The organism is Pseudoalteromonas sp. MMG012 (assembly GCF_018100875.1).
GTDB classification, from domain to species: Bacteria; Pseudomonadota; Gammaproteobacteria; order Enterobacterales; family Alteromonadaceae; genus Pseudoalteromonas; species Pseudoalteromonas aurantia.
Map to the genome: position 1 here is coordinate 77,713 of NZ_JAGJEF010000010.1, position 23,434 is coordinate 101,146.

The following is a 23,434-nucleotide window of genomic DNA, read 5'->3' on the forward strand; positions in this document are numbered from 1 at the left end:
AACAGTCCCTAGATGTCCTGTCGCATTGTACCTTTACCACAGTATACCGCCCATACTAAATCCAGCCTGTTACTCTTCACATATTGGTGAATGATACTCTTGAATATCTATTGTTTTTATAACAATAAAAAGTCAAACGTGTTTGGCTGAGAATTGAGATATTTCGTATAAATCAGCTTGTAGAAGGTGATTTTTTTTGTTGATTTTATAATAAATTATTTAAAAAACAGCAGTTTACCCTTTTTTGTTATGAATAATTTATAAGTATTCATAAGTTGTTTGATTCTCCCTCTATCCCTTAAAGTTTACTTAAGCCCAGACGGATATGGTCATGGACGAATTAACGAATTTTAAAGGAATATAAATAAAGCATGTGGCGAAACAGTAACGGTGTCAGTAAACATACTGATACTTTACAACATACAGTGACCGTGGTGAGTTCATGTAAATAATGATGAGTTGAAAAAGGTACATATCACTCAAACTTTTGTTTATAGAGAACGGGCATAGGTGCAAACCACTTCATTTTATGTGGTAAATGGTTCAAATTAATTTCATAAAAATAAAATAATTAAGGGAAATACAATGATAAAAAAAGCAGCGTTAGTATTAGGGGTTGCGTTGGGTATTATGAGTACAGCGGCAGAGGCCCGAGGGTACTGGGAATATAAAACTGTTTGTGATTACGAAACAGTGTACAAAGATGTAGACTTTACATCTTGTAGTTACGGGGGCTGGGAGAGTCAGAAGTACTTTAGAAGTTCTAGCATTCTCAATGGTCATGTTTCTTGTAGTAGTGGTATAAATAGCTCTCAGTGGGTCGATAAAGAGACATGTAATTGGGAATATCAAGGTGTTTATCCAAACCAAAAGTATGTGAGAGTATGTAAAATGACCCCAACATTTACATCAGTATGGCTTAATTTAGAATCTCAATCACATCAGACTCGTCAAGATGCAGTGCGTCAAAAAGTACCGGGTTCTTGTCGTGAAGAGCGCGTGTGGATCCCACTTTGTTCCAACTGTCAGATCCCTTAAATGCTGGTTGAAATGGTACTCAGCCCATAAGTTAGTTTATGGGCATTTTAAGATTAATTGGTGAGTTTACGGCAGTTCTCTCTCACAAATTGAGAGGGTTTTTTAGTGATCACTGCAGCTCGTTGACGGTGGCAAAAAAAAGTATACACTTCGTATTCAAAGTCATCATTAATGGCTCGTCCAACCTGATAGAGTGTTGATACAAAGTTTGTATCGACTCTAAAATTCTGCTTTACTACATAGTCACGTTCGAGATACCAAAATAATTCAATGTCTTCTTTTTTTGCATAGGCAGCAAGTGCACCTTTGAGTGTGTTTCCCATCTCAAATCGACGTGGTGCAACTTCGCCAGTCCAACGTTGGTTTGAAGGCTTTACGACTAAACCACGCTGAGCCAGTGCGTCATCAAGTGGAAAAGTAGGCTTACCAATTTCGATCACAAACTGCTCTCGTTCAGTATCTCGCTCATTAACCCGATTCTTAAAGCTCTCATAAAATTGTGATAACCCTTGAGCAGCGGCATTGGTGGATTGCCTCATGTCCATTTTTGGTAGTGCACCGTATAAAAAATAATATGCAGCCCAAATCAAGATAATGGCAAGCGATAGGTGCTTTACCCAAAAAAGAACGGATGAAAGTGTTTTATTTTTTTTTGCCATGATTTCAAATGCTCAACATTTAGTAATATGATGGTGCGTCTTTGTCAGCGCGCGTTTTAAAACGTCGGTGTAACCACATGTATTGTTCTGGGGCATGCATAATAGCTTCTTCCATTCGAGTGTTAACCCTGATGATATCGTTATTAGCGTTATCACTTGGAAAGTGCTCAAGCGCTGGGAGAATGGTTAAATGATATTTTCCTTTTGCATCCCTAGTGCCACTTAAGCTGAGCGTTTCACAATGTTTACTGCTAGCAAAAAGCAAGGTTCCTGTGGTGTTTGCTGCATCAGCAACCTTAAAAAAAGGGGCAAATTCGCAGCGGTTGCGTCCATAGTCTTGATCAGGTAAGTAATAACAGAGCTTTTTGTTTTTCAAAGCTTGTAGCAGGCCCTTTACATCTCGCTTGCCAATTAAAAACTCATTTGACCGTAATCGCCCTTTGGTCATAAAGAACTCCATGAGCGCGTTATTATGAGGGCGATAAAATCCAACACCTCGTTGTTTTACACCTAAGATGCGCCCAAGCATTTCAAGGTGAAGCATATGAGGCACAAGTAATAACACCCCTTTTCCGCTGTGCTGTACTGCTTCAATGTGTTCTATACCAGATATAGAGCCAATGACGCGATTTATACGCCACTGTGGCCACCACCAAGCCATACCTGTTTCCAAAGTAGCCAATCCGGTATTTTCCATGTTGGTACGGACCATGGCTGCTTGCTGAGCAGCAGACAAATTAGGAAAGCATAACTTTACATTCACTTCAGCGATATGACGACGCTTTTTAAGAAATCGATGTACTAGTCGGCCTAACCCTTTACCAAGTAAAAATTGCGTTGATTGTGGCAACCAAGAAATGACATACATAAAACATACGCCTAACCATGTTAACCAATATCTAGGCGCAAAGAATGCCAATTTTAAAGCGGGGTTTTTGACCACAAGTATGTTCTCTTGCTGATATGATGAGGGTAGTTTATCTATATGTGCCGGAAAATACAAAAGCCGGCTAGGCCGGCTTAATAAATATACGATTTATGTATTAGAAACTATTGCAAATTAACCTTGCTTCAAACCTTTGTTAATTGCTTCTAAATCTGTACGAGAAAGCGTTCCGGCAGCTTGCTTTAGTTTCAGTGATGAAAGTACATATTGATAACGTAAATTAGCCAGATTCTTTTTCGCGTTATATAAATTCTGCGTGCTCACTAAAACATCAACAATAGTACGAGTTCCCACTTCAAAGCCAGCTTCTGTTGCCTGTAATGCACTTTCGGCTGAAACGACGGCTTGCTCTAGCGCGCGATATGTTGCCACGTTAGACATCACTTGGTTGTATGATGTGATCACAGAACGGGTAACTTCTCTCATGCTGGCTTCTAGATCTTCACTTGCGCCAACATACAGCGCTCGAGCTTGATCAGTTGCAGCTTGAGTACGACCACCAGAGTAAATAGGTACATTAAATGTTACACCAACCGTGGTTTGATCTTCACGAGGTTTATGTAATGCGCCATTGCTGTCAGCCAGAGAGTCACCGTAACTCGCATTGAGTGAGAGTGTCGGGTAGTGTCCTGCTTGAGCTTGTTTAATTTGATCTTCAGCTATTTCCAAACTTGCTTTAGATATCGCAAGAGATAGGTTTTTATCTTTTGCTATATTAACAAAGTCAGTTGCTTTTCTACTCGGAGATACAGTTGAAAATGTGTCGGTATTGAGGGAATCAAGTTTACTGTGGTATTTACCCGTAATGGTACGCAGTGATTCTCGGGCAGTTTCAACATCATTTTTTGCGACAATTTCATTTGCGACAGCTCTGTCAAACTGTGCTTGTGCCTCGTGCACGTCGGTAATTGCTGTTAAACCAACTTCATAGCGTTGCTTTGTTTGCTCTAATTGACGCTCAATAGCCCGCTTTTCGGCTTGTACAAACTCCAAATTATCGAGTGCACTTAAAACATCAAAATAACCTTGTGCTATGCGGACAACTAAATCTTGTTGAGCCAGTTCGTATTGGGTACTCGCTTGCATAGCTTGTTTTTCAGCGATGCTTAGAGATTCCCAGATGGACATATCAAAAATTGTTTGTTGTAGTGATAGAGTTCTGCTAAAAGTATCAGTAAAGCCACTACCTAGAGTATATCCGCTCAGATCATTTTGCTGACCGTACCCATCAGAGTCGACTTGCTGATATCCAGCTTCAAAACCTAGTTGTGGTAACAAAGCACCTAATGCACTGTCTTGTGCAAACTTTTGTGCATCAGCTTGTGCTTTAGCTTTAAGTACGATTGGATCATTTGCAGTCGCAATGTCGTATACTTGCAATAAATCTTCTGCGTACGTTAGGTTGCTGGTTAATGCACAAGATAAACCAACAAAAAGAGATAGTAAGCTTTTTTTCATTTTCGCTCAGTCCTTAGACAATTTTTTATACTGGAAGCATGTTACCCTGTTTTTTTTAGAAACGATAAACTTAATACGTAAATCAAAGCCAACAAGTGTAACAGAATATATAAGGCTCAAATTGGTTTACTAAGCCTCGCACGATAGTTTTAGCATATTGGGCCTTATGGTTAATTTTTAAACCCCAAATTTGAATTAAACAGGAAATAAAATGAACACTATTAATGAATTTGATAACCAGCATGTAGAAGTGGAGTCAATCCATAGTGTTTATGAAGGTTTTTTTAAAATTCAGGCGTATTATTTTAAACATGCCTTATTTGTTGGTGGAGTTTCAAAGACTGTTCGGCGCGAGATTTTAGAGCGAGGACATGCGGTTGCGGTTCTGCCTTATGATCCAAAAACTGACACTGTGCTTTTAATTGAGCAAATACGTATTGGCGCAATGGCCACGAAGTCTTCACCTTGGTTATTGGAATGCATTGCCGGTATGGCTGAGGGGTCAACAGATTACAAACATGTTGCGCGTAAGGAAGCCCAAGAGGAAGCGGGGTTAACTTTAGACAAGTTGCACTTTATGACTTCTTATTTATCAAGCCCAGGGGGCACGACAGAACGGATTTATTTATATCTAGCTGAAACGGATTTATCACAAGCTGGTGGTATCTATGGATTAGAAAGTGAAGGGGAAGACATTAAAACTCATGTACTTCCTTATGACGATGCACTTGCCAGATTAAATACTGGCGAAATTGATAACGCTGCAACAGTGATTAGTCTACAATGGTTAGCATTAAATAGGGCGAAAGTCTTAAGTGAAGTAGCTGTAAAAAGTTGAGGTTTGACTTTGAGTGAAGTAGCAACTAGGCAAGGATATATTCAATCCTTACCTAAATACATTACATTATGTGAGCGTAATTACTTGCGTGTTTTGAAAGTACTACCACCGGAGGAGCCCGGTGCTCAACGTACGATTGAACTTGCAAATGCGCACTATGACATAGTTGTGGACGGGTGCGCCAAATACACCACAGACATTACTATTCGACAAACGGTTAGTATCAGTGACTTCTTGCCTGAGTTTCAGTTATCAGTGCGTTTGTATCATGATGCGAAGGTTGCTGAAGTTATTCATCATGATTTTCATCAACGTATTAAACCATCATATGGTTACCCTAACCCGAGCATGCATCAAAAAGATGAGAAGTATCAACTGAATGCTTTTTTGGCTGATTGGTTGATGGCTTGTTTGGAAAGTGGCAGAGTGCCATTAAACTGGGATGTAAACAATGGCATGGTTTAGGCACCCGTATCACTTTGATAAATCGAGTATAAAGTTGGCACATATCACAGATAGTCATTTGTTCTGTGATGAAATGGGGACGTATTTTACGGTTAATACTGCCGATAATTTTAAGCGTACGTTGTCGTATATGGCCACATGCCACCTTGATGCCGTGATTTTTGGTGGTGATTTGACCCAAGATCATAGTGTTGAATCTTACCAATTGTTTGCAGAGCTAGTGCGAGTCTCTGAATTAGATTGCCCCGTATTCTGGCTGCCAGGCAATCATGATGAATTAACTGAGTTAGAGCAAATTAGCCTTGGTCAAATTCATTCAAATAAACACCTCAGGTTAAATGGTGCGGATATTTTTTTAATTAACTCAAAAGGTGAGACACCGGCTGGATGGTGTGAACAGCAGCATCTATTTGAGTTGCATCAGATGTTATTGTGCAGTTCAGAACAAGTTTTAGCATTTAGTCATCATCACCCCGTGCCTATTAATGGCTATTTAGATAAGCATATTTTGGAAAATGGTCCAGCGTTACTTAATTGTCTCGTCAATAGTAATAAAGCGGTAAGACTTGTGCATGGACATGTTCATAATGATTACCAAAGCACCTATCGAACAATGCATGTTATGGCAACCCCAGCGACTTCAATACAGTTTACCAAAGGCACATCTCAGTGGCAGCAGCAAGACCGTGGTCCTGCGTTACGTATTATTAATTTTGGTATCAATGGGTTTGATTCTGAGGTGATATGGCTCGACGAGTAATCTACATTCATGGCTTTAATAGTTCAGAATTATCATTTAAAGCCCTGCAATTCGGTGAGTGGTTTGCGTCGCAAGGGTATTCGTGTGAGTATTTAACACCTAGGTTGAGCTTTGACCCACGTATAGCCATATCACAGCTAGTTGCATTAATTGAACCAGATACGGTACTAATAGGCAGTTCTTTAGGCGGATATTATGCGATATATTTATCACAATTGTATGGTTTAAAAGCAGTTGTGATTAATCCAGCGGTTAAACCTTTTGATTTATTAGCGGATTATTTAGGAGCACAGTATAATCCCTACCAAAAGGTACATTATGAATTAACGTTAGACCATGTAGAGGCTTTAAAGCAACTACATTACGCAACGTTAGTGCACCCTCAGTTGGTGATGTTGTTGCAGCAAATGGGAGATGAAGTATTACCTTATCAGCAAGCTGTGCGGTATTTTATGGCATGTGAACAACGTATCGAGTTTGCTGGAGATCATAGCTTTATGGCTTTTCAGCGCTATTTTTACACCATAGTCAATTTTTTAGAAATCACATAAAACTGAACGAATTTAATAAAAAGAATCCATTTATGAGCGAGCAAAACTATAACGCAGAAGCGATTGAGGTTTTAAATGGTTTAGAGCCAGTTAAACGCCGACCTGGGATGTATACGGATACTACTCGACCAAACCATTTGGGACAGGAGGTTATCGATAACAGTGTTGATGAAGCTCTTGCGGGTCATGCGACAAAAATAGATGTTATTTTACATGAAGATAACTCTTTAGAAGTGTGTGACGATGGTCGTGGTATGCCGGTTGATATTCATTCAGAAGAAGGTTTACCTGGGGTTGAGTTAATTTTAACCAAATTGCATGCTGGTGGTAAATTTTCAAATAAAAACTACCAGTTTTCAGGCGGTCTGCATGGCGTGGGTATTTCCGTTGTGAATGCTTTATCGACGCGTGTACAAATTACCGTAAAAAGAGAAGGTCAAGTACATGAAATGGCATTCGAAAGTGGTGACAAAGTACAAGATTTAGAAGTGACAGGTACTGTCGGGAAACGTAATACGGGTACCTCGGTGCACTTTTGGCCCGACGCCAGTTATTTCGATTCAGCAAATTTCTCGTTATCCAAGCTTAATCATATCCTCAAAGCAAAAGCGGTATTGTGTCCAGGTTTAAAAATTCGTTTTATTAATAAACAAACCAAAGAGACACAAGAGTGGCACTATGAAGCAGGCCTAGAAGATTACTTAAAAGACAGTGCCGCAGGCTTTGAAGTTTTACCGAAAAGCCCTTTTATAGGGAATTTTAGTGGTTCAACAGAAGGGGTCGAATGGGCATTGCATTGGTTACCTGAGGGGGGGGAGTCGATCACAGAGAGTTATGTGAACTTGATCCCTACAGCTCAAGGTGGCACACATGTCAATGGTTTGCGTCAAGGGTTACTTGAAGCAATGCGCGAGTTTTGTGAGTTTCGAAACTTGTTGCCAAGAGGGGTTAAATTAACACCTGATGATATTTGGGATAGGTGTAGCTATGTGTTGTCTGCAAAAATGCAAGATCCACAATTTGCGGGGCAAACAAAAGAAAAACTGTCGTCACGTTCTTGCGCCACATTTATTTCGGGTATTGTGAAAGACGCGTTTAGCTTATGGCTAAATGAGCATACTGATACGGCCGAATTACTTGCTGAATTGTGTATTAGCAACGCGCAAAAACGTATGCGTGCCGCGAAAAAGGTGGTTCGTAAAAAAGTTACGTCAGGGCCTGCCCTACCAGGCAAGTTGACAGATTGTTCAGGGACAGAAACAGAGCGTTCAGAATTATTTTTAGTGGAAGGTGACTCTGCTGGTGGCTCAGCAAAGCAAGCCAGAGATCGTGAATTTCAAGCGATAATGCCACTTCGAGGTAAAATTTTAAATACATGGGAAGTGGAGTCAGGCCAAATATTGGCATCTCAAGAAGTACACGATATTTCGGTTGCCTTGGGCATAGACCCGGACTCAGATGATTTATCTGGTCTGCGATATGGCAAAATATGTATTCTCGCGGATGCTGACTCTGATGGATTGCACATCGCGACTTTGTTATGTGCATTGTTTGTACGTCATTTTCAAAACCTAGTTAATAAAGGGCATGTATACGTTGCTATGCCGCCATTATTTCGAATTGATGTCGGTAAAGATGTATTTTATGCATTAGATGAAGATGAGAAAAAAGGCGTATTAGCGCGGATTGAGGCAGAGAAAAAACGTGGCAAAGTGAATGTTCAGCGATTTAAAGGATTAGGTGAAATGAACCCGCTTCAACTACGAGAAACCACCATGGATCCTAATACCCGTCGTTTGGTGCAATTGACACTGGATGAACCAGAGCACACGATGGAAATGATGGATATGTTGTTGGCTAAAAAGCGCTCAGGGGATCGTAAAGTTTGGTTAGAAAATCATGGCGATAAAGCCGAGTTTGACGCTTAAGGTGGTTATATGAAACACATATTGATACTGCTAAGCTGTCTTTTAGCACCTTTAAGTTCTGCACAAATATTAGATAATTTGTCACTGCCGAGTGGTTATGAAATTAGTTACTTCGCACAAGGTGTTGATAACGCTAGGCAAATGGCTGTGTCAGCTAATGGTATCGTGTATGTCGGCTCGAGAAAAGCAGGCAAAGTGCATGCATTAATTGATGATAACAAAGATGGCATAGCAGATCGTAAAATTGTTTTAGCTGAAAAGCTAAATATGCCATCTGGATTGGCAATGAAAAATGGCAATTTATTTGTTGCTGAGGTTAGTCGAGTTATTCGCTTCTCTGATATTGATCTGCAATTAAAGCGCCAAGCGAAGTCGTTTGATTATGATGTGGTGTTTGACGATTTGCCAGACAAACGGCACCATGGCTGGAAGTTTATTCGTTTTGCCAATAACGGTGAATTGCTTATTCCGGTTGGTGTGGCGTGTAATATTTGTGAGGAAAACCCCAAATTTGGTCGAATTTTTTCTCTGAATTTAACCACCAAGAAACTGACCACGGTTGCCCAAGGTGTTCGAAATTCAGTGGGCTTTGATACAAATCCAAAAACGGGCAATTTGTGGTTTAGCGACAATGGCCGAGACATGATGGGAGATGATATACCCCCCGATGAAATCAATCGAGTGAGTAAGCCACAAGAGCATTTTGGTTTTCCATTCGTTCATGGTGGCAGTGTACTTGATCCTGAGTATGCAAAAAACAAAACTTTAATGGATTTTCAGCACTTTAGCGCGCCAAAACTTGCATTGCAAGCACATGTAGCGCCGTTAGGGTTGCACTTTTATCGCGGTACACACTTTCCTGAAGAGCGGCATAACACTTTACTTGTTGCAGAACATGGTTCGTGGAATCGTAGCAAAAAAGTTGGCTATCGTGTGATGATGGCGACAATTAAAGGCGGTGAAGTCACCGCTTATGAGCCGCTGGTAAGTGGTTTTTTATCTAAAGAGCAAACCTTAGGTCGTCCGGTTGCATTTGCTGAATTGGCAGATGGTACTTTGTTGGTATCGGATGATTATGCGAATGCGATTTACCGTATTCGCTATAACAATAAATAGGGTGTTACATGACTGATCCTCAAGCCTTGTCGTTACAAGGCATTGAACAACAGACTATGGGGCGTTTTACTGAAGACGCTTACCTTAACTACTCCATGTACGTGATCATGGACCGCGCATTGCCACATATTGGCGATGGATTGAAACCTGTACAGCGACGTATAATTTATGCAATGAGCGAGCTTGGCCTTTCGGCGTCGGCGAAATATAAAAAGTCTGCGCGTACGGTTGGTGACGTATTGGGTAAGTATCATCCTCACGGGGATAGTGCATGTTATGAAGCCATGGTTTTAATGGCGCAACCTTTTTCTTATCGTTACCCGCTCGTAGATGGGCAAGGTAACTGGGGGGCTGCTGACGATCCTAAGTCATTTGCGGCAATGCGTTACACCGAAGCTAAACTCTCTAAATTTGCAGAAGTTTTATTAAAAGAGCTTGGGCAGGGGACTGTTGATTGGACACCAAACTTTGACGGTACAATGGATGAGCCTAAGGTACTACCAGCACGGTTACCGCATATTTTGTTAAATGGGGTGACGGGTATCGCGGTTGGTATGGCAACAGATATTCCACCGCATAATGTAAAAGAACTCGCAGCTGCAAGTTGTTTATTGTTAGATAAACCTAAAACGACGTTAGATGAATTATTAGATGTGGTACACGCGCCCGATTACCCAACAGATGCAGAAATTATTACACCGAAAGCCGATATCAAAAAGATTTATACAACGGGCCGTGGCTCGATAAAAATGCGTGCAGTGTACACTGAAGAGCAAGGTGAAATCGTCATTACTGCATTACCTCACCAATGTTCGGGTGGTAAAGTTTTAGAGCAAATAGCAGCGCAAATGACGGCGAAAAAACTGCCTATGGTGGCTGATTTACGTGATGAATCTGATCATGAAAATCCAACACGCATCGTCATTGTACCCCGTTCAAACAGGATCAAATTTGAACCCTTAATGGCACACTTGTTTGCGACTACGGATCTTGAGAAAAGTTATCGTGTTAACTTGAATATGATTGGGCTTGATGGTCGCCCACAGGTCAAGGACTTACGTCAGATTTTATCTGAGTGGTTGATTTTCCGTCGTGATACGGTAAGGCGTCGTTTACAGCACCGATTAGATAAGGTTTTAGCTCGACTACATATTTTAGAAGGCTTAATGACCGCATTTTTGAATATCGATGAAGTAATTGAAATCATTCGTACCGAGGAAAAACCAAAAGTAGAACTGATGTCGCGATTTGCGTTATCGGATCGTCAAGCTGAGGCTATACTCGATCTTAAATTACGTCATTTGGCCAAGCTAGAAGAAGTAAAGATTCGTGGTGAGCAAGATGAGTTATCTATAGAGCGAGAAAAACTTGAATTGACGCTAGGCTCTGAACGCCGTATGTCAACTTTAATGAAAAAGGAAATCCAAGAGGCTGCTGAATTGTATGGAGATGAGCGTCGTTCTCCAGTCATCGAACGTGGGGAATCTAAAGCGCTCAGTGAAAAGGATTTAATTCCATCAGAAGCCGTGACAGTGGTTTTATCTGAAAAAGGGTGGGCACGAGTTGCCAAAGGTCATGATATTGATGCGCAAGGGCTAAGTTACCGTTCTGGTGATGCGTATAAAGGCGCTGCGAAAGGAAAAAGCAATCAACCAGCCGTTTTTTTAGATACATCAGGTCGCGCATTTGCGACAGATGCTCACAGTTTACCCTCTGCGCGTAGCCAAGGTGAGCCGATGACAGGTCGTTTTAATCTGGCATCAGGATGTAATTTTGAACATGTTCTCATGGGCGAAGAAAATACCTTGCTCTTGATGGCAACGGATGGTGGTTATGGCTTTATTACTGAATTTAGTGATTTGATCAGTAAAAATAAAAACGGCAAAGCCCTTGTGAGTGTGCCAAAAGGTGCTGAGTTAATTGCCCCAATTGAAGTGCATGATGTTGCTTCCGATATGTGTATGGCCATTTCAAATGAAGGTCGAATGTTGTTGTTCCCACTACGTGACTTACCTAAGCTGGCCAAAGGTAAAGGAAATAAGATCATTTCAATACCAAGTGCAAAAGTACAGGCCCGAGAAGAGTTTGTGAAGGTTTTAGCATGTGTACCTGAAGGTTGTGCAGTCACTTTACATGCAGGAAAGCGCAAATTGACATTGAAGCCGAGTGATTTAGAGCATTATTACGGTGAACGTGGAAGACGTGGAAATAAGTTACCTCGAGGGTTGCAGCGAGTGGATGAATTTGAAATAGAAATCCCTAGCTTAGAAAATAAGGGAGGTTTAGAGGAAGAAAATGATGGGACAGCCTCATAGTACTTAATTTATTTGACTATAAAAACGGCCCATAGTGATGGGCCGTTTTTAGTTAAATAACCTAAACTTTGGGCAATGGATACGCAAAAATAATTGCTTGTGAGTTCAGCGCGGCAATATCCAGAAGAAACCGCACTGAAACATTTTACTCAGGGCAAGTAGACTGTAATTCTCTGTAATACGCATTGTCGGCATTGTGAACTATCTTGTAAGACGACTTGATTCGTTTTTATAGCTAGGATGCACGATGTTACAACCGCAGCATTGGTGCATCTCGCCACATTGTTTTTAAAGGAGCAAACCAATGGCAGAACATCAATCTAGAGCACAATTTCATCAAAACAACCCCCAAGCTAAAGCGCACGCTGCGTTAGATGACGCTACTAACCTGCAATTAAAATTAACGCCTGGCCCTGTAAAACTCTCGGCACATAAGTATCAAGGCAAAACTGCTGTGATAATAGGCGCTGGGGTATCGGGGCTAACGACGGCATATGAGTTATTAGCGCAAAAAACAGGGATGAATGTGGTGGTGCTCGAAGCACAAAATCGCACCGGTGGACGCTGTTTAAGTTTACGTACTGGCGATACGTTGACAGAAGATGTAAATAGCGACTTGTTTAATTCCACCCCAGGTCAAACACAAATGGTCCATTTTGAACAACCAAAAGGCGACAGCCGCCCGTATTTAAATGCAGGTCCAGGCCGTATTCCATCAGGCCATAAACGTCTACTTTCGTATTTGAAAGAGTTTGGCGTCGATGTTGAAGTGTATGTAATGAATAGTGAATCAAATTTAGTACAGATGAAAGATAGTTTTGCAGGTTTGCCATTGGTATATAGGCGCTTAGATCATAATACACGCGGCTGGTTGGCCCAGATGGTTTATGAAAATGCTCATAGTTTAATTAAAGCGACAGAATGTGGTGTTGCCGCCGAAAAAGTGGATGAACGTGCTGGGCAGCTACAAGATCTGATGATTTCGTTTGGGGAGTTGGTGCCATCTGGTGAGTATAAAGGCAAGTATCAAGTAACGGCAGGAGAGAATGGCATGGAAAATGGGCGTTCTCGAGCCGGTTATACAGTATTGCCGGGCGTCGAGGCCGGTCGAACCGCAGAGCCGTTAAGTTTTGACTCGCTGCTTGAATCAAATTTTTGGGCAGAAACTAAATTTTATCAACCTGCTGACTTTTTATGGCAAAACACGCTATTTCAGCCTGTTGGAGGTATGGATCAAGTGCAACATGCTTTTGCACGAGAAGTGAGCCGTTTAGGGGGCAATATTCAGTTAAATAGTCCTGTAAAATGTATTCAATGGGATGAGAGCCGGCAACAGTTTGATATATCAGTAAGTAAAATGGGCACTGAAGCGGTTGAGCACATTTATGCTGATTATTGTTTTAGCAACATGGCCATGCCATTTTTGAGCAAGATTCTGGATGACGACTTACAAAGTTTAGATACTGAGACTGGATTAGATAAAAGTTTCAAACAGGCATTGCATGCGGTTTATCAATCACAATTTAATGTGCCAACCCAAGGGTACACTGCGAAGTTTTTGGCCTGCACAACCAAAGTAGGGTGGCAAGCAGATAGGTCGCTATGGCAAGGTTCGAGTGTTGAAGTTCGTCACGATAATATTAGTAATGAAGATATATTGACGGTACCCGACTCTGAAGTCGGTGTGGTCCCTATTTTTGGCGGGATTTCATGGACAAATGATGAAATAACACAAATTTGGTATCCATCAACTGCCTATCATGATCAAAAAGGGGTGTTGACTGGTGCTTACAACTTTTCAAAGGTTGCATTTGATTGGGGTTGTTTGTCGGTTCAAGAGCGCTTGGACAAAGCAAAGGCTGGTGCGACACTATTCGGAGATGCCTTTGGGCATGGCTTGGAGCACGGTGTAGCCATTGCGTGGCAAAATATGCCATATATTAAAGGGGGCTGGGCACAATGGCATGTGGTGGGTGAACAGGCTGTTACACACTTCAATGCATTGACGCAAGGGAGTGGAATTAATTCAGCTGCAGGTAAAAGTGCACCAAACTTCTTCGTTATTGGTGATCAGCTGTCATCACTGCCTGGTTGGCAAGAGGGGGCAATTGCGGCTGCATTGAATGCCGTGAGTCGTATGGAACGCCCTGATTTGGCTATTCCTCATCTATCATATTTACCAGATACACGTTTAATGGTTGAAGGCATCTAACGAATATCTTTTGATTAATCAAGACTTCGGTGTTCAATGAAGTCTTGATATTTCCCCCATTATTTTTCTATATTCTTGATATAGTTCAACCGATTATCAGAAGCTAAAGCATTTTTTATTTATCTGCGCTAAAATTACCGGTTATAACTTATGCCAGTTTTCTCAGCGAAGTGATGTGTTAACTTCAATGTTGTAAAACTAGCTTATCTAAATTGGCGATTAATTCGCATAGTTCCACGGGGTTTGGTATGTCAGATAAGTGCTATATTACCGCACAACAATTGTTAGAAGATTCTTTTCGTGTTGCAGCACAAGTGTATGAAGATGGGTTTCGCCCAGATTTCATCATTGGTATTTGGCGTGGCGGCGCTCCAATTGGTATTGCTGTGCAAGAGTATTATGATTATAAAGGCATTGAAACAGATCATATCGCTGTGCGTACATCGTCATATTATGGAATAGGTAAGCAGTCAAAAGAAATCAAAGTGCATGGCTTACACTATATAATAGAAAATGCGGATGCCGGAGATTCATTGCTGATTGTTGACGATGTATTTGATTCAGGTCGCAGTATATTTGCGTTAAAAGAGAAGCTCAGCGAGCTGATGCGCTTAAACTTACCAAGAGATATCCGAGTTGCGTGCCCGTACTATAAGCCGAAAAATACCAAAGTGCCCATGAAGCCAGACTATTACATTCATGAGTCAGATGAATGGCTGGTGTTCCCGCATGAATTATCTGGATTAACCCCAGATGAGATTATTGCGGGTAAATCTGATTTAGCTAAAATTCAGGACCTTTTTAAATAAAGTATGACAAATGTGTACAAAACATGCCGTTTTGTACACTGAACTTAAATTTGGGAGAAGCTGTCAACGAACTCTTCAAGTAAAGTGATATCTACAGGCTTTAAGCCATCACTGGTACGTACTATTAATCCTTTTTCAACCAGTTCAGACACCACGCGTCGATAAGCTCGCTCCGTTGTCGCAAAACGTTCGGCTTCAGCATTGACCGTTGGGTAAGCTCGCAGCATGGTTGGATGGTTGTTTTCGGCACGCAATAAACAGTCATTAGCAATGTTATAGCTGAGTGGGAGCAGCAATTTATCTAGGTTGATTTTTTGGTTTTCGGTGAATTTTGCGGCAATAGACTGTGCTGTGTATAAGCTCAACTGGGGTTGATCTAACAATAGCTGGCGCCAATGCTTTAACTCAATCAGGTTGTACTTCACCTCGCTAAGGCAAGTGACTGTATAAATACAAGGGTGTTGATTGAGTGCTTCAATTTCACCAATGAGGGTGTTATTACAATCTAATTGTCCGAGTAGGAGACGACGACCGTTACCCACATCATAGCTGAATGATACAGTACCACTGCGTACTAAGATTAACTTGCTTAGTGGCTCATCTTGATGAATTAATACGTCTTTTTTACTATGTAAAAATCCGTTACCCGCGAACTTTAATAATTGTTCTACAAGATCGGTGGAAAAATGATATTGAAACATCTAGATGGCTCTTCGGACAATTGTCCTATTTATTGGTGATAAATAACGATAGCATGAAGTCCTTGATTTCTCGCTAACTCACACCAGCGGTTTGCTAAAATGCAAATGCCCCCGTTCCCGTGTTAGAGCTTACTTAGTCCTAATTCTATAAGGGGTTTGTGAGTTAGTTTTTTTATTCTAGGCTTAATCACACCAGCAATAATTTTGTACAGCTGACTATGCTAACTCAACTAATGGGAGAGAACAAATGACTTGGGAATATTTAGGCTATATTGCCTCAGTTTTTTTGGTAATTTCACTGATGATGAGCAATGTCGTTAAATTACGGTGGTTTAATTTAACAGGGTGTATATGTTTTGCTATCTATGGAGTCATGATAGAAGCTTGGCCTGTGGCGTTTACTAACGCACTATTAGCGCTTGTAAACAGTTACCATTTAATAAAACTGCACCGTACTGATTAGGGGTTGTTGATCTTTGCTGTTCTATTTTTGTTCGCTTTGAGCGTGCTTTTATCGAGGCGCTTAATGTGTGGCTTAGTGATCTAAGCGAATATTAAGCAACAAAGAGAAAAGGGCGCTCAAAAGAACCAGTAGGCAGCGCTTGATTGGCTTTTCTACTATGTTATCGGCTGACTCACATGGAGTAACCATGCTACGCAACCTCTGCCTTGTATAAAATCCAATCAAACTGCTGCAAAAATGAACCTGATAGATCAACAACCCCTAGTACCGTGCAGTTAATAATATAGCAACTAACCTTGGTATTTTAACTTCCCAGCGATCCAAGTTTGTTCAACTTGAATATCATCTATTTCATGCTGGTCAATATTCATAAAGTCTTTATCAATTAAAATGAAATCTGCCCATTTTCCTTGTTCTAAACTACCGGTTTTATATTCTCTAAATTCACTATAAGCCGCATCAAGTGTAAAAGCGCGCAAGGCCTGTGCTCTGGTTACTGCCTCATTGACTCGCCAGCCACCTTTAGGTTTTTGCGCCCGAGACATTCTTGTTATAGCCGCATATAAGCCATGGAAGGGGTTGGCTAGCTCAACGGGGAAGTCTGATCCAAATGCTACTTTACTGCCTTGTTTGATAAATGTTTGCCACGCATACGCCCCTTGCAGCTGTGCATCGCTTAAACGCAATTGCGCCATATTCATATCCGATGTGGCATGAACGGGCTGCATAGATGGAATAATGGCCAACGATTTAAAGCGTGGTATATCTTGCGGGTGAACAACTTGGGCGTGCTCAATGCGGTTTCTAAGCAGCTTTCCCCCAACTGATTTGAAGGTGTTTTCATACGCATCTAGTACAATACGGTTTGCTCTATCACCAATTGCATGGGTGTGAGCACTGAACCCATGTTTGAAGCTCTGTATAAGTAAAGCTTCTAATTTTGGTTGAGTTTCGAGCATTAAACCTTGATAGTTTTTACGGTCATGGTAATCCTTGATAAGTGCTGCACCTCGACTACCCAAAGCGCCATCCGCATATATTTTAACACTACGAATAGACAAAAAGTCTTGCGTGTCTTTTATAACGCCGTGTTTTAACATGCTTTCTAACTTGTCATCATTTGCGCCAAGCATTGCATAAATACGCAGAGGCAGTTTTTTTTGTTTCGCATAGTCTTGGTATAACAACCATGTATTGTAGTCGATACCGGCGTCATGAGTTGAAGTGATCCCTAAGCTGAGCAAATGTTTACCAGCCACTTCTAAGGCGCGCTTTCTTTGCGTAGGCAAAGTCGCGGGAATGTGCTGATTAACCAAGTTCTCTGCTTTATCGATAAATACCCCCGTTGGTAACCCGTCGGCACCTCTGATTATCTCGCCACCTTTTGGTGCTTGGGTATGAGCTTCTATTTTAGCCAGTTTCATCGCTTGTGAATTGGCCCAAGTTGCATGCCCGTCAACTCGGGTTAACACCACAGGTCTGTTTGATATATATTTATCTAGCTGCGCAGCGGTAGGAAACTTGCCACTAGGCCATAAAGTTTGATCCCAGCCGCGACCAATGAGCCAACCTTCTGGGTTTCTATTGGCATAGCTTACGAGCTTTTCTCCGACTTCTTTAATCGAGCGACTTCCCCTAATATCTAATCGAAGTAAGTTGTTACCAAGCCCTATAATATGACCATGGGCATCGATTAATCCAGGCAGAAGGGTTTTGCCGTGGCCATCAATTCGGGTCGCTTGAGGGAATTGTTTTAACGTAAGATCATTGCCTGTTTTAACGACTTTCCCATCTTTAAATACCAGTACGCTAAATTGTGCGAGGGCACCCGCATTGGTTGGCGTATAGCCTTGTATGTTGTGAATAAGGGTTGTTTGCGCAAATGCAAAGGATGAAGCGCCAAGTATGCTTATGCTGAGAAATAAACTTTTTATCATTCACTTGCCTATGAGTGATTTATTATTTTATCCACCTTAACGTAATTTTTCTTATGGCTCAATTGATTGCATTCTTGCAAGTTTTTAAACGTCGCTGATCACTTGCATAAATCGACCAATATGTAGTAGATATAGGAACCGGTAATACAATAAATAAGGACAGTTAAAATGGAAAAATATAAAAAGTATGCCCGTACAAGTTTAGCGTTGGCAATTATGTCAATTATAACGCCCAGTGTTTCAGCAAATCATCTGTTGCAAAATGAGCAAGGTTATGAAGAGATTGTTCCTGAATTACGTGCTTTTTCAGAATTAGCACAACAAGTTAGGTATTTCTATCCGAGTAACGCTGTCGCAAATTCTGACTGGGATAGTTTTTTACGTGATAGCTTCAAAGTCTTGCGTGACACGCCAAGCGAGCAGCGAGTAGATAAAGGGATAGAGTTGATCCAAGCAATTGCACCTTATGTTCAGCGAATGTGATATACCTTCCGAGCGTTGAGAATGATGAGAGTGTGAATGTTTGGATTCAAAGTGGGGCGAGTACTAATCATATTTATTTTAGAGATTTAACAACCGGTACTTTTCAAGAGCTTACTCAATTCCCTTATTTCACACAGCAAACATACTTTGCTTCAACCTACCAAGGTCGAGATATTTATATCCCTTTATATTTACCCATTGATAGCGCGTTATTAGGGACGGCATATCAAGCAGGAAATCCTTATAACTTAGTAACGAATATGACGGGTACTGAAACATGTATGGCTGCAGTGAGCTCTATGTGGGCAGAAATTCAACATTTTTGGCCGTACTTTGGGCATGTTGATGTAAATTGGTCACAAACTCATTTACCTCTGTTTAATGCATGTATTGGTGCTAGAAATGAGTTTGAGTATAAAGTGAATGAGCAGTTTTCTTTATTAGGCGACAATCATGTATGGATAAATTATCCCGAAGAAATAGTGCCTTTTAAACACTATAAGTTACCATTTACCTTGTCTTACATTGATGAAAAGGCGTTGGTGGTTAATCGGACTGATTTCCTATCCTTACAAGTTGAGCTAGGTGATGAACTGATCAGTATAGACGGTCAAACAATTGACTATTGGTTAGATTATTACAAAGGCCGTACATTAAAAGCGGGACTGACAGAAAAAGAGCAATCGCTGAATCTACTCACTCGGTACACAGATTCACGTTTAGTGAATATGGTGTTTAGAAAATCATCTGGTGAAGAGTACGGTGTAACCAGTGCGACCGTTCACTATAAAGTGACGGGTCCATATAAAGGACAAGGTGTCGTACCGCATTACAGTGAGTTGGTAAGATATCATGAGAATGGTGTTGCACAGTTAATGGCATACAATGTGACGGTAAATAATTTACCTGATGTGAAGCGCCTTCTTGAAAAGGCTTCGGCCATTGTGATTGACTTCCGCCATTATCCAACAAGTTTTCAAGGTTGGAAGCAGCTATTCGCTTGGTTACTCTCTACCGAGGCAAAATCGGGGACTCTTGATTTTAGATATCAAATGATGCCAGATCAGACCGAGAAGTTTGATTATACTTTTCGCCAGACAATTACTCCTGAAGGTGCAGGTGTCAATATCCCTTTGGTCGCGTTATCATCACGTTCAAGTATCAGTCAGAATGAGCATGCACTGATGTTTTTACAAGATGCCAATATACCAATTTTAGGTGTGCCTACAGCCGGAATTAATGGTGATATTGTTTATTCTCATAAGTTTGGTGGGTATCAACAAGGTGGTATTTCATATATTTATACGGGAATGTCGGCAAGGCAAACAAATGGCGAAGCATTAATTGGTGTCGGTGTTTTACCTGATATGTACGCACCACGAACGGCCAAATCTATCGAAAATCAAGAGGACAATCAGCTTATTCAAGGTATTAGTTACTTGAAAAAGCAGCTATAACGCAGTCATGTATTATCGACAAAATGCAGTGTAAAATCACACTGCATTTTTTTGGAGGCGTAGTATGAAGTTGTTTATGGTGTATTTAGGAGGGCGAGTTACCGGGTGCCATATTGAAATGCATGATGTACGGTTTGTTATCGGTGAAAACATTGAACAATGTTACCCGAAACTGAAAGCGCAATGGGTTGGGGATAAAAATGCGGTGCATATTGATAGCTATACTGAAATTACGCACATCAATGGCTATGAAGTGAATTTGGTAACCGAGCATACCTCGCAGTCTGAAAAGCTATACTTTGTTAATATGGGAGGGTATCACCCCACGGATCTTGCTGAGCAGCATGATTTTGCTTTATTTATTGCGAGGAGTGTTCAAGAGGCAAAAAGTCAAGCTTATGCACAATTATTAGTGGGAGCAAGTCACCTCCATAAAGATAACTTACATGATGTGGACGATTGTTTTGCAATAGATTTATTAGATGAAAAATATTTCATTAAATTAACACCCAGCGGTAAAAATAAGCCGTTGACGCCAGATTGGTTTGGGTATCATATTTTGTAATTTACGGGTCTTTTTGCTCAGCTTTAATTGCCATTTTTATTGCAATAATAACAATAGAAAACAGGATGAAAGGGAGTGCTGCTAAGCTATATTCAGCGATAGAACTGTCCTGATAGCTTGGTTGCAGAATAAAATGACCGCCAATGCAAAGTAAAATAGCGACGAACAATAATGGGAGCATAATTAGCTCCTTACGTTTTGAGTGTTTCTTCATTAAAAAACCTCCGAGACTTGGGGCGTACTATGACGTATCTTTTTGTTACAAGGCTTGATATGGATCATTTGATAAATCATTTTCACCGACTCGCAAGCATAAAATATTTTAGTATAAAATATAACTAAATAAATCACTGTTCTAGAAACAAATATACCATTTTAGCGAGGTTAGCGCGACTATATTGGTGATTGTATACAATCTGCGTGTAATCGCACGAAAAATGGTGGTTTTATGCAATTATTAACAACTGCTCAAAAGTAACATGAGCAAAATTTACTTGTACAGTTTTTCCTCTTTGTTATAAATGATGGCTTGTTGAGCAGGAGGAAGCATGAAAAGTGAAATAGTTGTAATTAAATTGGGCACAAGTGTACTGACGGCAGGTGAGAAAACCTTAAATAAGCCGCGTATGGTCGAACTTGTGCGGCAGTGTGTACAACTTAAACGCCAAGGCTATCAGGTGATCCTTGTATCGAGCGGGGCGGTAGCGGCGGGTCGTGCTCAGTTACCAAAACCTTGTGGCAGCTCATTAAAAGAGAAACAAATGTTAGCTGCCATCGGGCAAGGCCAGCTAATTTACACTTGGCAAACGCTCTTTTCTTTATACAACATACCTGTAGCACAAATGTTACTTACTCGGGCGGACGTAGAGCATAGAGCACGCTATTTAACAGCTCGAGATACCTTAAATGAATTATTACATCATAATGTCGTGCCAATCATTAATGAAAATGATGCGGTTTCTACGCGGGAAATAACGGTGGGCGATAACGACAATTTGTCGGCGATGGTAGCGATACTGGCCAATGCAAATAAATTAATGTTACTAACCGATCAAGTGGGGCTGTTTACCGCAGACCCGAGAAATGATCCAGATGCAAAGTTAATTGCAGAAGTGCGCAAAGTGGACGATAAGTTGCGCGCTTTGGCTGGAGGTGGAGGGAGCAATCAAGGCACTGGTGGTATGGCGACGAAACTTCAAGCTGCGGATATTGCACAAAGAGCTGGGATTGAAACAGTGATAGCGAAAGGTAGCGAAGTCGATATTATTACTAAAGTAATGAATAATGATGCACCAAGCACGACTTTTGTGCGTTTCGATGCGCCGGTCGAAGGCAGAAAGAAATGGCTCTTATCGGCACCAAAGTCAAGCGGTGCATTGATTATTGACTTAGGTGCATGCGAGGCTTTAATTGACAGTGGAGCGAGTTTGTTAGCTAAAGGGATCATTTCGACACAAGGTGAGTTTAAGCGAGGTGATTTGGTGATGGTTAAGAATCAGCATGGTCACGTCATTGCAAAAGGGCTGTGCAGCTTTTCAGACAGCGAGTTGAGTATCATTAAGGGGTGTCACAGCTCAGAAATAGAGGATGAGCTGGGCTGTAAATCATCACATGTAGTGCTTCATAGGGACGATATGGTGCTACTTGAATGCGTATAGTTACTGCATAAAATGTATAGGGTAGACTAAGCTATAATCTCAAGGGTATTTGAGAGGCTTAAAATGACGATAGCGACTCAGTGTGGCCATGAGTTAACCGCTCGCTTATTGGATCAAAAAAGCGAATGTGCACTTGATGCGTGTTTTGACAAAATTCTTGAGCACCTTACTCAAGGTAATCACGCTTACGCATTACTTTTTTGTAAGCAATTTACACCACAAAAAATACCAAGTATAGTTTTTACTTATTTAGAAGAAACGCTTACTGAGGTTGATATTGAATCTCAGGTAAAGCGGTTAGAGAAGCTAAAACCCAGTGTAGAAGTACATTATTACCATAGGAAATGTATTTTTCCGGCTAAATTCGAAAATAATATACTGGGCTTTTTGGTTATTGAACTGATAGAAGATGAATTAATCTCTCCCCTCGAGTCTTTAATAGCGCACTTACTTAATGTATTTGTAAAACAATTGTCTACGCTGCATTATGCGTGTATTGACCCCCTGTCTCAGTTATTGAATAGACAGACTTTTGAAGAAAAGGTTTTAAGTGTTGTCGCTCGTGATAACCATGCTGCGATGCGTCAAGGTTATGCTGAACGTCGTTGGTACTTAGCGATGCTTGATATTGATAACTTTAAAGGCGTGAATGATACATTTGGTCATGTTATTGGCGATGAAGTTATTTTGCTGGTGGCGCAATTATTAAAAAGTAGTTTTAGAGCTGAAGATTATGTATTTCGTTATGGTGGGGAAGAATTCGCTGTCTTGTTTCCGAGCCAATGTCCTACCACTGCATTTAACGGGTTAGAGCGGATTCGGATGTTGATTGAAGCAGCTCGTTTCCCACAAGTGGGTTCGATTACGGTCAGTGGCGGTTTTGTTGCTTTGGTTAATATTGGACAAACATCAGAGGCAGTCCACCAAGCTGATCAAGCGTTATATTATTCCAAACAACATGGTCGTAATAAAATGACCTTTTTTGATGATTTAAACATAGTGCCCTTAGAACCAATCCATAGCGATATTGAATTGTTTTAGCTTGTGATATGATTGCCCTATAATTTAGACATGG

22 protein-coding genes are annotated in these 23,434 nt (G+C 40.9%); 16 read left to right on the forward strand and 6 right to left on the reverse strand.

Annotated features, from left to right (window positions below; genetic code table 11):
- Nucleotides 1–585: 585 nt before the first annotated feature.
- Nucleotides 586–1,038, forward strand: coding sequence for a hypothetical protein (locus tag J8L97_RS05615; RefSeq protein WP_211048181.1), 453 nt, complete (start codon nt 586–588; stop codon nt 1,036–1,038).
- A gap of 53 nt (nt 1,039–1,091) precedes the next feature.
- On the opposite strand, the gene J8L97_RS05620 is transcribed toward J8L97_RS05615, so the two are convergent.
- The 3 genes from J8L97_RS05620 to tolC form a co-directional block, all read right to left on the reverse strand.
- Nucleotides 1,092–1,697 (reverse strand): TcpQ domain-containing protein, encoded by a 606-nt coding sequence (locus J8L97_RS05620; protein WP_192506353.1) that lies wholly within the window; start codon nt 1,695–1,697, stop codon nt 1,092–1,094.
- Nucleotides 1,698–1,716: 19 nt separating this feature from the next.
- On the reverse strand, nt 1,717–2,640 hold the full coding sequence (lpxL, locus tag J8L97_RS05625; RefSeq protein ID WP_211048182.1) for an LpxL/LpxP family Kdo(2)-lipid IV(A) lauroyl/palmitoleoyl acyltransferase: 924 nt from the start codon (nt 2,638–2,640) through the stop codon (nt 1,717–1,719).
- A gap of 117 nt (nt 2,641–2,757) precedes the next feature.
- Nucleotides 2,758–4,101, reverse strand: coding sequence for an outer membrane channel protein TolC (tolC, locus tag J8L97_RS05630; RefSeq protein ID WP_210995861.1), 1,344 nt, complete (start codon nt 4,099–4,101; stop codon nt 2,758–2,760).
- Between the two features lie 211 nt (nt 4,102–4,312).
- Between tolC and J8L97_RS05635 the strand changes: the two genes are divergently transcribed.
- From J8L97_RS05635 to J8L97_RS05675, 9 genes are all read left to right on the forward strand, one after another.
- Nucleotides 4,313–4,939, forward strand: coding sequence for an NUDIX domain-containing protein (locus tag J8L97_RS05635; protein ID WP_211048183.1), 627 nt, complete (start codon nt 4,313–4,315; stop codon nt 4,937–4,939).
- 9 nt (nt 4,940–4,948) lie between these two features.
- Nucleotides 4,949–5,404 (forward strand): DUF1249 domain-containing protein, encoded by a 456-nt coding sequence (locus J8L97_RS05640; RefSeq protein ID WP_192506357.1) that lies wholly within the window; start codon nt 4,949–4,951, stop codon nt 5,402–5,404.
- Entirely contained in the window at nt 5,391–6,164 is a 774-nt protein-coding gene (locus J8L97_RS05645; protein ID WP_211048184.1) for a metallophosphoesterase, read from the forward strand. The genes J8L97_RS05640 and J8L97_RS05645 overlap by 14 nt, the downstream gene beginning before the upstream one ends.
- Complete coding sequence (locus J8L97_RS05650) at nt 6,149–6,715, forward strand: YqiA/YcfP family alpha/beta fold hydrolase (RefSeq protein WP_211048185.1); 567 nt, start codon at nt 6,149–6,151, stop codon at nt 6,713–6,715. The genes J8L97_RS05645 and J8L97_RS05650 overlap by 16 nt, the downstream gene beginning before the upstream one ends.
- A gap of 32 nt (nt 6,716–6,747) precedes the next feature.
- The gene (gene parE / locus J8L97_RS05655; protein ID WP_211048186.1) at nt 6,748–8,643 is read left to right on the forward strand and encodes a DNA topoisomerase IV subunit B; all 1,896 of its coding nucleotides are present in this window, start codon (nt 6,748–6,750) and stop codon (nt 8,641–8,643) included.
- A gap of 9 nt (nt 8,644–8,652) precedes the next feature.
- Complete coding sequence (locus tag J8L97_RS05660) at nt 8,653–9,759, forward strand: sorbosone dehydrogenase family protein (protein ID WP_211048187.1); 1,107 nt, start codon at nt 8,653–8,655, stop codon at nt 9,757–9,759.
- 8 nt (nt 9,760–9,767) lie between these two features.
- Nucleotides 9,768–12,074, forward strand: coding sequence for a DNA topoisomerase IV subunit A (gene parC, locus J8L97_RS05665; RefSeq protein WP_211048188.1), 2,307 nt, complete (start codon nt 9,768–9,770; stop codon nt 12,072–12,074).
- Nucleotides 12,075–12,378: 304 nt separating this feature from the next.
- Nucleotides 12,379–14,286 carry an FAD-dependent oxidoreductase gene (locus J8L97_RS05670; protein ID WP_210995866.1) on the forward strand — a complete coding sequence of 636 codons (1,908 nt, stop codon included), beginning with the start codon at nt 12,379–12,381 and terminating at the stop codon, nt 14,284–14,286.
- 248 nt (nt 14,287–14,534) lie between these two features.
- Nucleotides 14,535–15,095, forward strand: coding sequence for a phosphoribosyltransferase (locus tag J8L97_RS05675; protein ID WP_192506364.1), 561 nt, complete (start codon nt 14,535–14,537; stop codon nt 15,093–15,095).
- Between the two features lie 44 nt (nt 15,096–15,139).
- On the opposite strand, the gene J8L97_RS05680 is transcribed toward J8L97_RS05675, so the two are convergent.
- A complete protein-coding gene (locus J8L97_RS05680; RefSeq protein WP_192506365.1) occupies nt 15,140–15,796 on the reverse strand; it encodes a Crp/Fnr family transcriptional regulator in 657 nt (218 codons plus the stop codon).
- Between the two features lie 247 nt (nt 15,797–16,043).
- Between J8L97_RS05680 and J8L97_RS05685 the strand changes: the two genes are divergently transcribed.
- The gene (locus tag J8L97_RS05685; RefSeq protein ID WP_192506366.1) at nt 16,044–16,259 is read left to right on the forward strand and encodes a YgjV family protein; all 216 of its coding nucleotides are present in this window, start codon (nt 16,044–16,046) and stop codon (nt 16,257–16,259) included.
- 290 nt (nt 16,260–16,549) lie between these two features.
- On the opposite strand, the gene J8L97_RS05690 is transcribed toward J8L97_RS05685, so the two are convergent.
- Nucleotides 16,550–18,196, reverse strand: coding sequence for an amidohydrolase (locus J8L97_RS05690; RefSeq protein WP_211048189.1), 1,647 nt, complete (start codon nt 18,194–18,196; stop codon nt 16,550–16,552).
- A 168-nt stretch (nt 18,197–18,364) separates the two neighbouring features.
- Here J8L97_RS05690 and J8L97_RS05695 point away from each other — a divergent pair, with 168 nt between their 5' ends.
- From J8L97_RS05695 to J8L97_RS05705, 3 genes are all read left to right on the forward strand, one after another.
- A complete protein-coding gene (locus J8L97_RS05695; protein ID WP_211048190.1) occupies nt 18,365–18,679 on the forward strand; it encodes a hypothetical protein in 315 nt (104 codons plus the stop codon).
- Nucleotides 18,680–18,711: 32 nt separating this feature from the next.
- The gene (locus J8L97_RS05700) at nt 18,712–20,136 is read left to right on the forward strand and encodes a hypothetical protein (RefSeq protein ID WP_211048191.1); all 1,425 of its coding nucleotides are present in this window, start codon (nt 18,712–18,714) and stop codon (nt 20,134–20,136) included.
- A 64-nt stretch (nt 20,137–20,200) separates the two neighbouring features.
- A complete protein-coding gene (locus J8L97_RS05705; RefSeq protein WP_211048192.1) occupies nt 20,201–20,701 on the forward strand; it encodes a DUF1543 domain-containing protein in 501 nt (166 codons plus the stop codon).
- Between the two features lies 1 nt (nt 20,702).
- On the opposite strand, the gene J8L97_RS05710 is transcribed toward J8L97_RS05705, so the two are convergent.
- Nucleotides 20,703–20,882, reverse strand: coding sequence for a hypothetical protein (locus J8L97_RS05710; protein ID WP_409455149.1), 180 nt, complete (start codon nt 20,880–20,882; stop codon nt 20,703–20,705).
- A gap of 367 nt (nt 20,883–21,249) precedes the next feature.
- On the opposite strand from J8L97_RS05710, the gene proB reads away from it, so the two are divergent.
- Nucleotides 21,250–22,359, forward strand: a complete 1,110-nt coding sequence (gene proB, locus J8L97_RS05715; protein ID WP_211048194.1) for a glutamate 5-kinase — start codon at nt 21,250–21,252, stop codon at nt 22,357–22,359.
- 63 nt (nt 22,360–22,422) lie between these two features.
- On the forward strand, nt 22,423–23,400 hold the full coding sequence (locus J8L97_RS05720; protein WP_211048195.1) for a GGDEF domain-containing protein: 978 nt from the start codon (nt 22,423–22,425) through the stop codon (nt 23,398–23,400).
- Nucleotides 23,401–23,434 lie beyond the last annotated feature (34 nt).

What these genes read in the sequence shown, in the direction of transcription:
- J8L97_RS05615 (WP_211048181.1), top strand. Translation starts at nt 586, where the DNA reads ATGATAAAAAAAGCAGCGTTAGTATTAGGGGTTGCGTTGGGTATTATG.
- J8L97_RS05620 (WP_192506353.1), bottom strand. Translation starts at nt 1,697, where the DNA reads ATGGCAAAAAAAAATAAAACACTTTCATCCGTTCTTTTTTGGGTAAAG.
- tolC (WP_210995861.1), bottom strand. Translation starts at nt 4,101, where the DNA reads ATGAAAAAAAGCTTACTATCTCTTTTTGTTGGTTTATCTTGTGCATTA.
- J8L97_RS05635 (WP_211048183.1), top strand. Translation starts at nt 4,313, where the DNA reads ATGAACACTATTAATGAATTTGATAACCAGCATGTAGAAGTGGAGTCA.
- J8L97_RS05645 (WP_211048184.1), top strand. Translation starts at nt 5,391, where the DNA reads ATGGCATGGTTTAGGCACCCGTATCACTTTGATAAATCGAGTATAAAG.
- J8L97_RS05650 (WP_211048185.1), top strand. Translation starts at nt 6,149, where the DNA reads ATGGCTCGACGAGTAATCTACATTCATGGCTTTAATAGTTCAGAATTA.
- parE (WP_211048186.1), top strand. Translation starts at nt 6,748, where the DNA reads ATGAGCGAGCAAAACTATAACGCAGAAGCGATTGAGGTTTTAAATGGT.
- J8L97_RS05660 (WP_211048187.1), top strand. Translation starts at nt 8,653, where the DNA reads ATGAAACACATATTGATACTGCTAAGCTGTCTTTTAGCACCTTTAAGT.
- parC (WP_211048188.1), top strand. Translation starts at nt 9,768, where the DNA reads ATGACTGATCCTCAAGCCTTGTCGTTACAAGGCATTGAACAACAGACT.
- J8L97_RS05670 (WP_210995866.1), top strand. Translation starts at nt 12,379, where the DNA reads ATGGCAGAACATCAATCTAGAGCACAATTTCATCAAAACAACCCCCAA.
- J8L97_RS05675 (WP_192506364.1), top strand. Translation starts at nt 14,535, where the DNA reads ATGTCAGATAAGTGCTATATTACCGCACAACAATTGTTAGAAGATTCT.
- J8L97_RS05680 (WP_192506365.1), bottom strand. Translation starts at nt 15,796, where the DNA reads ATGTTTCAATATCATTTTTCCACCGATCTTGTAGAACAATTATTAAAG.
- J8L97_RS05685 (WP_192506366.1), top strand. Translation starts at nt 16,044, where the DNA reads ATGACTTGGGAATATTTAGGCTATATTGCCTCAGTTTTTTTGGTAATT.
- J8L97_RS05690 (WP_211048189.1), bottom strand. Translation starts at nt 18,196, where the DNA reads ATGATAAAAAGTTTATTTCTCAGCATAAGCATACTTGGCGCTTCATCC.
- J8L97_RS05695 (WP_211048190.1), top strand. Translation starts at nt 18,365, where the DNA reads ATGGAAAAATATAAAAAGTATGCCCGTACAAGTTTAGCGTTGGCAATT.
- J8L97_RS05705 (WP_211048192.1), top strand. Translation starts at nt 20,201, where the DNA reads ATGAAGTTGTTTATGGTGTATTTAGGAGGGCGAGTTACCGGGTGCCAT.
- J8L97_RS05710 (WP_409455149.1), bottom strand. Translation starts at nt 20,882, where the DNA reads ATGCTCCCATTATTGTTCGTCGCTATTTTACTTTGCATTGGCGGTCAT.
- proB (WP_211048194.1), top strand. Translation starts at nt 21,250, where the DNA reads ATGAAAAGTGAAATAGTTGTAATTAAATTGGGCACAAGTGTACTGACG.
- J8L97_RS05720 (WP_211048195.1), top strand. Translation starts at nt 22,423, where the DNA reads ATGACGATAGCGACTCAGTGTGGCCATGAGTTAACCGCTCGCTTATTG.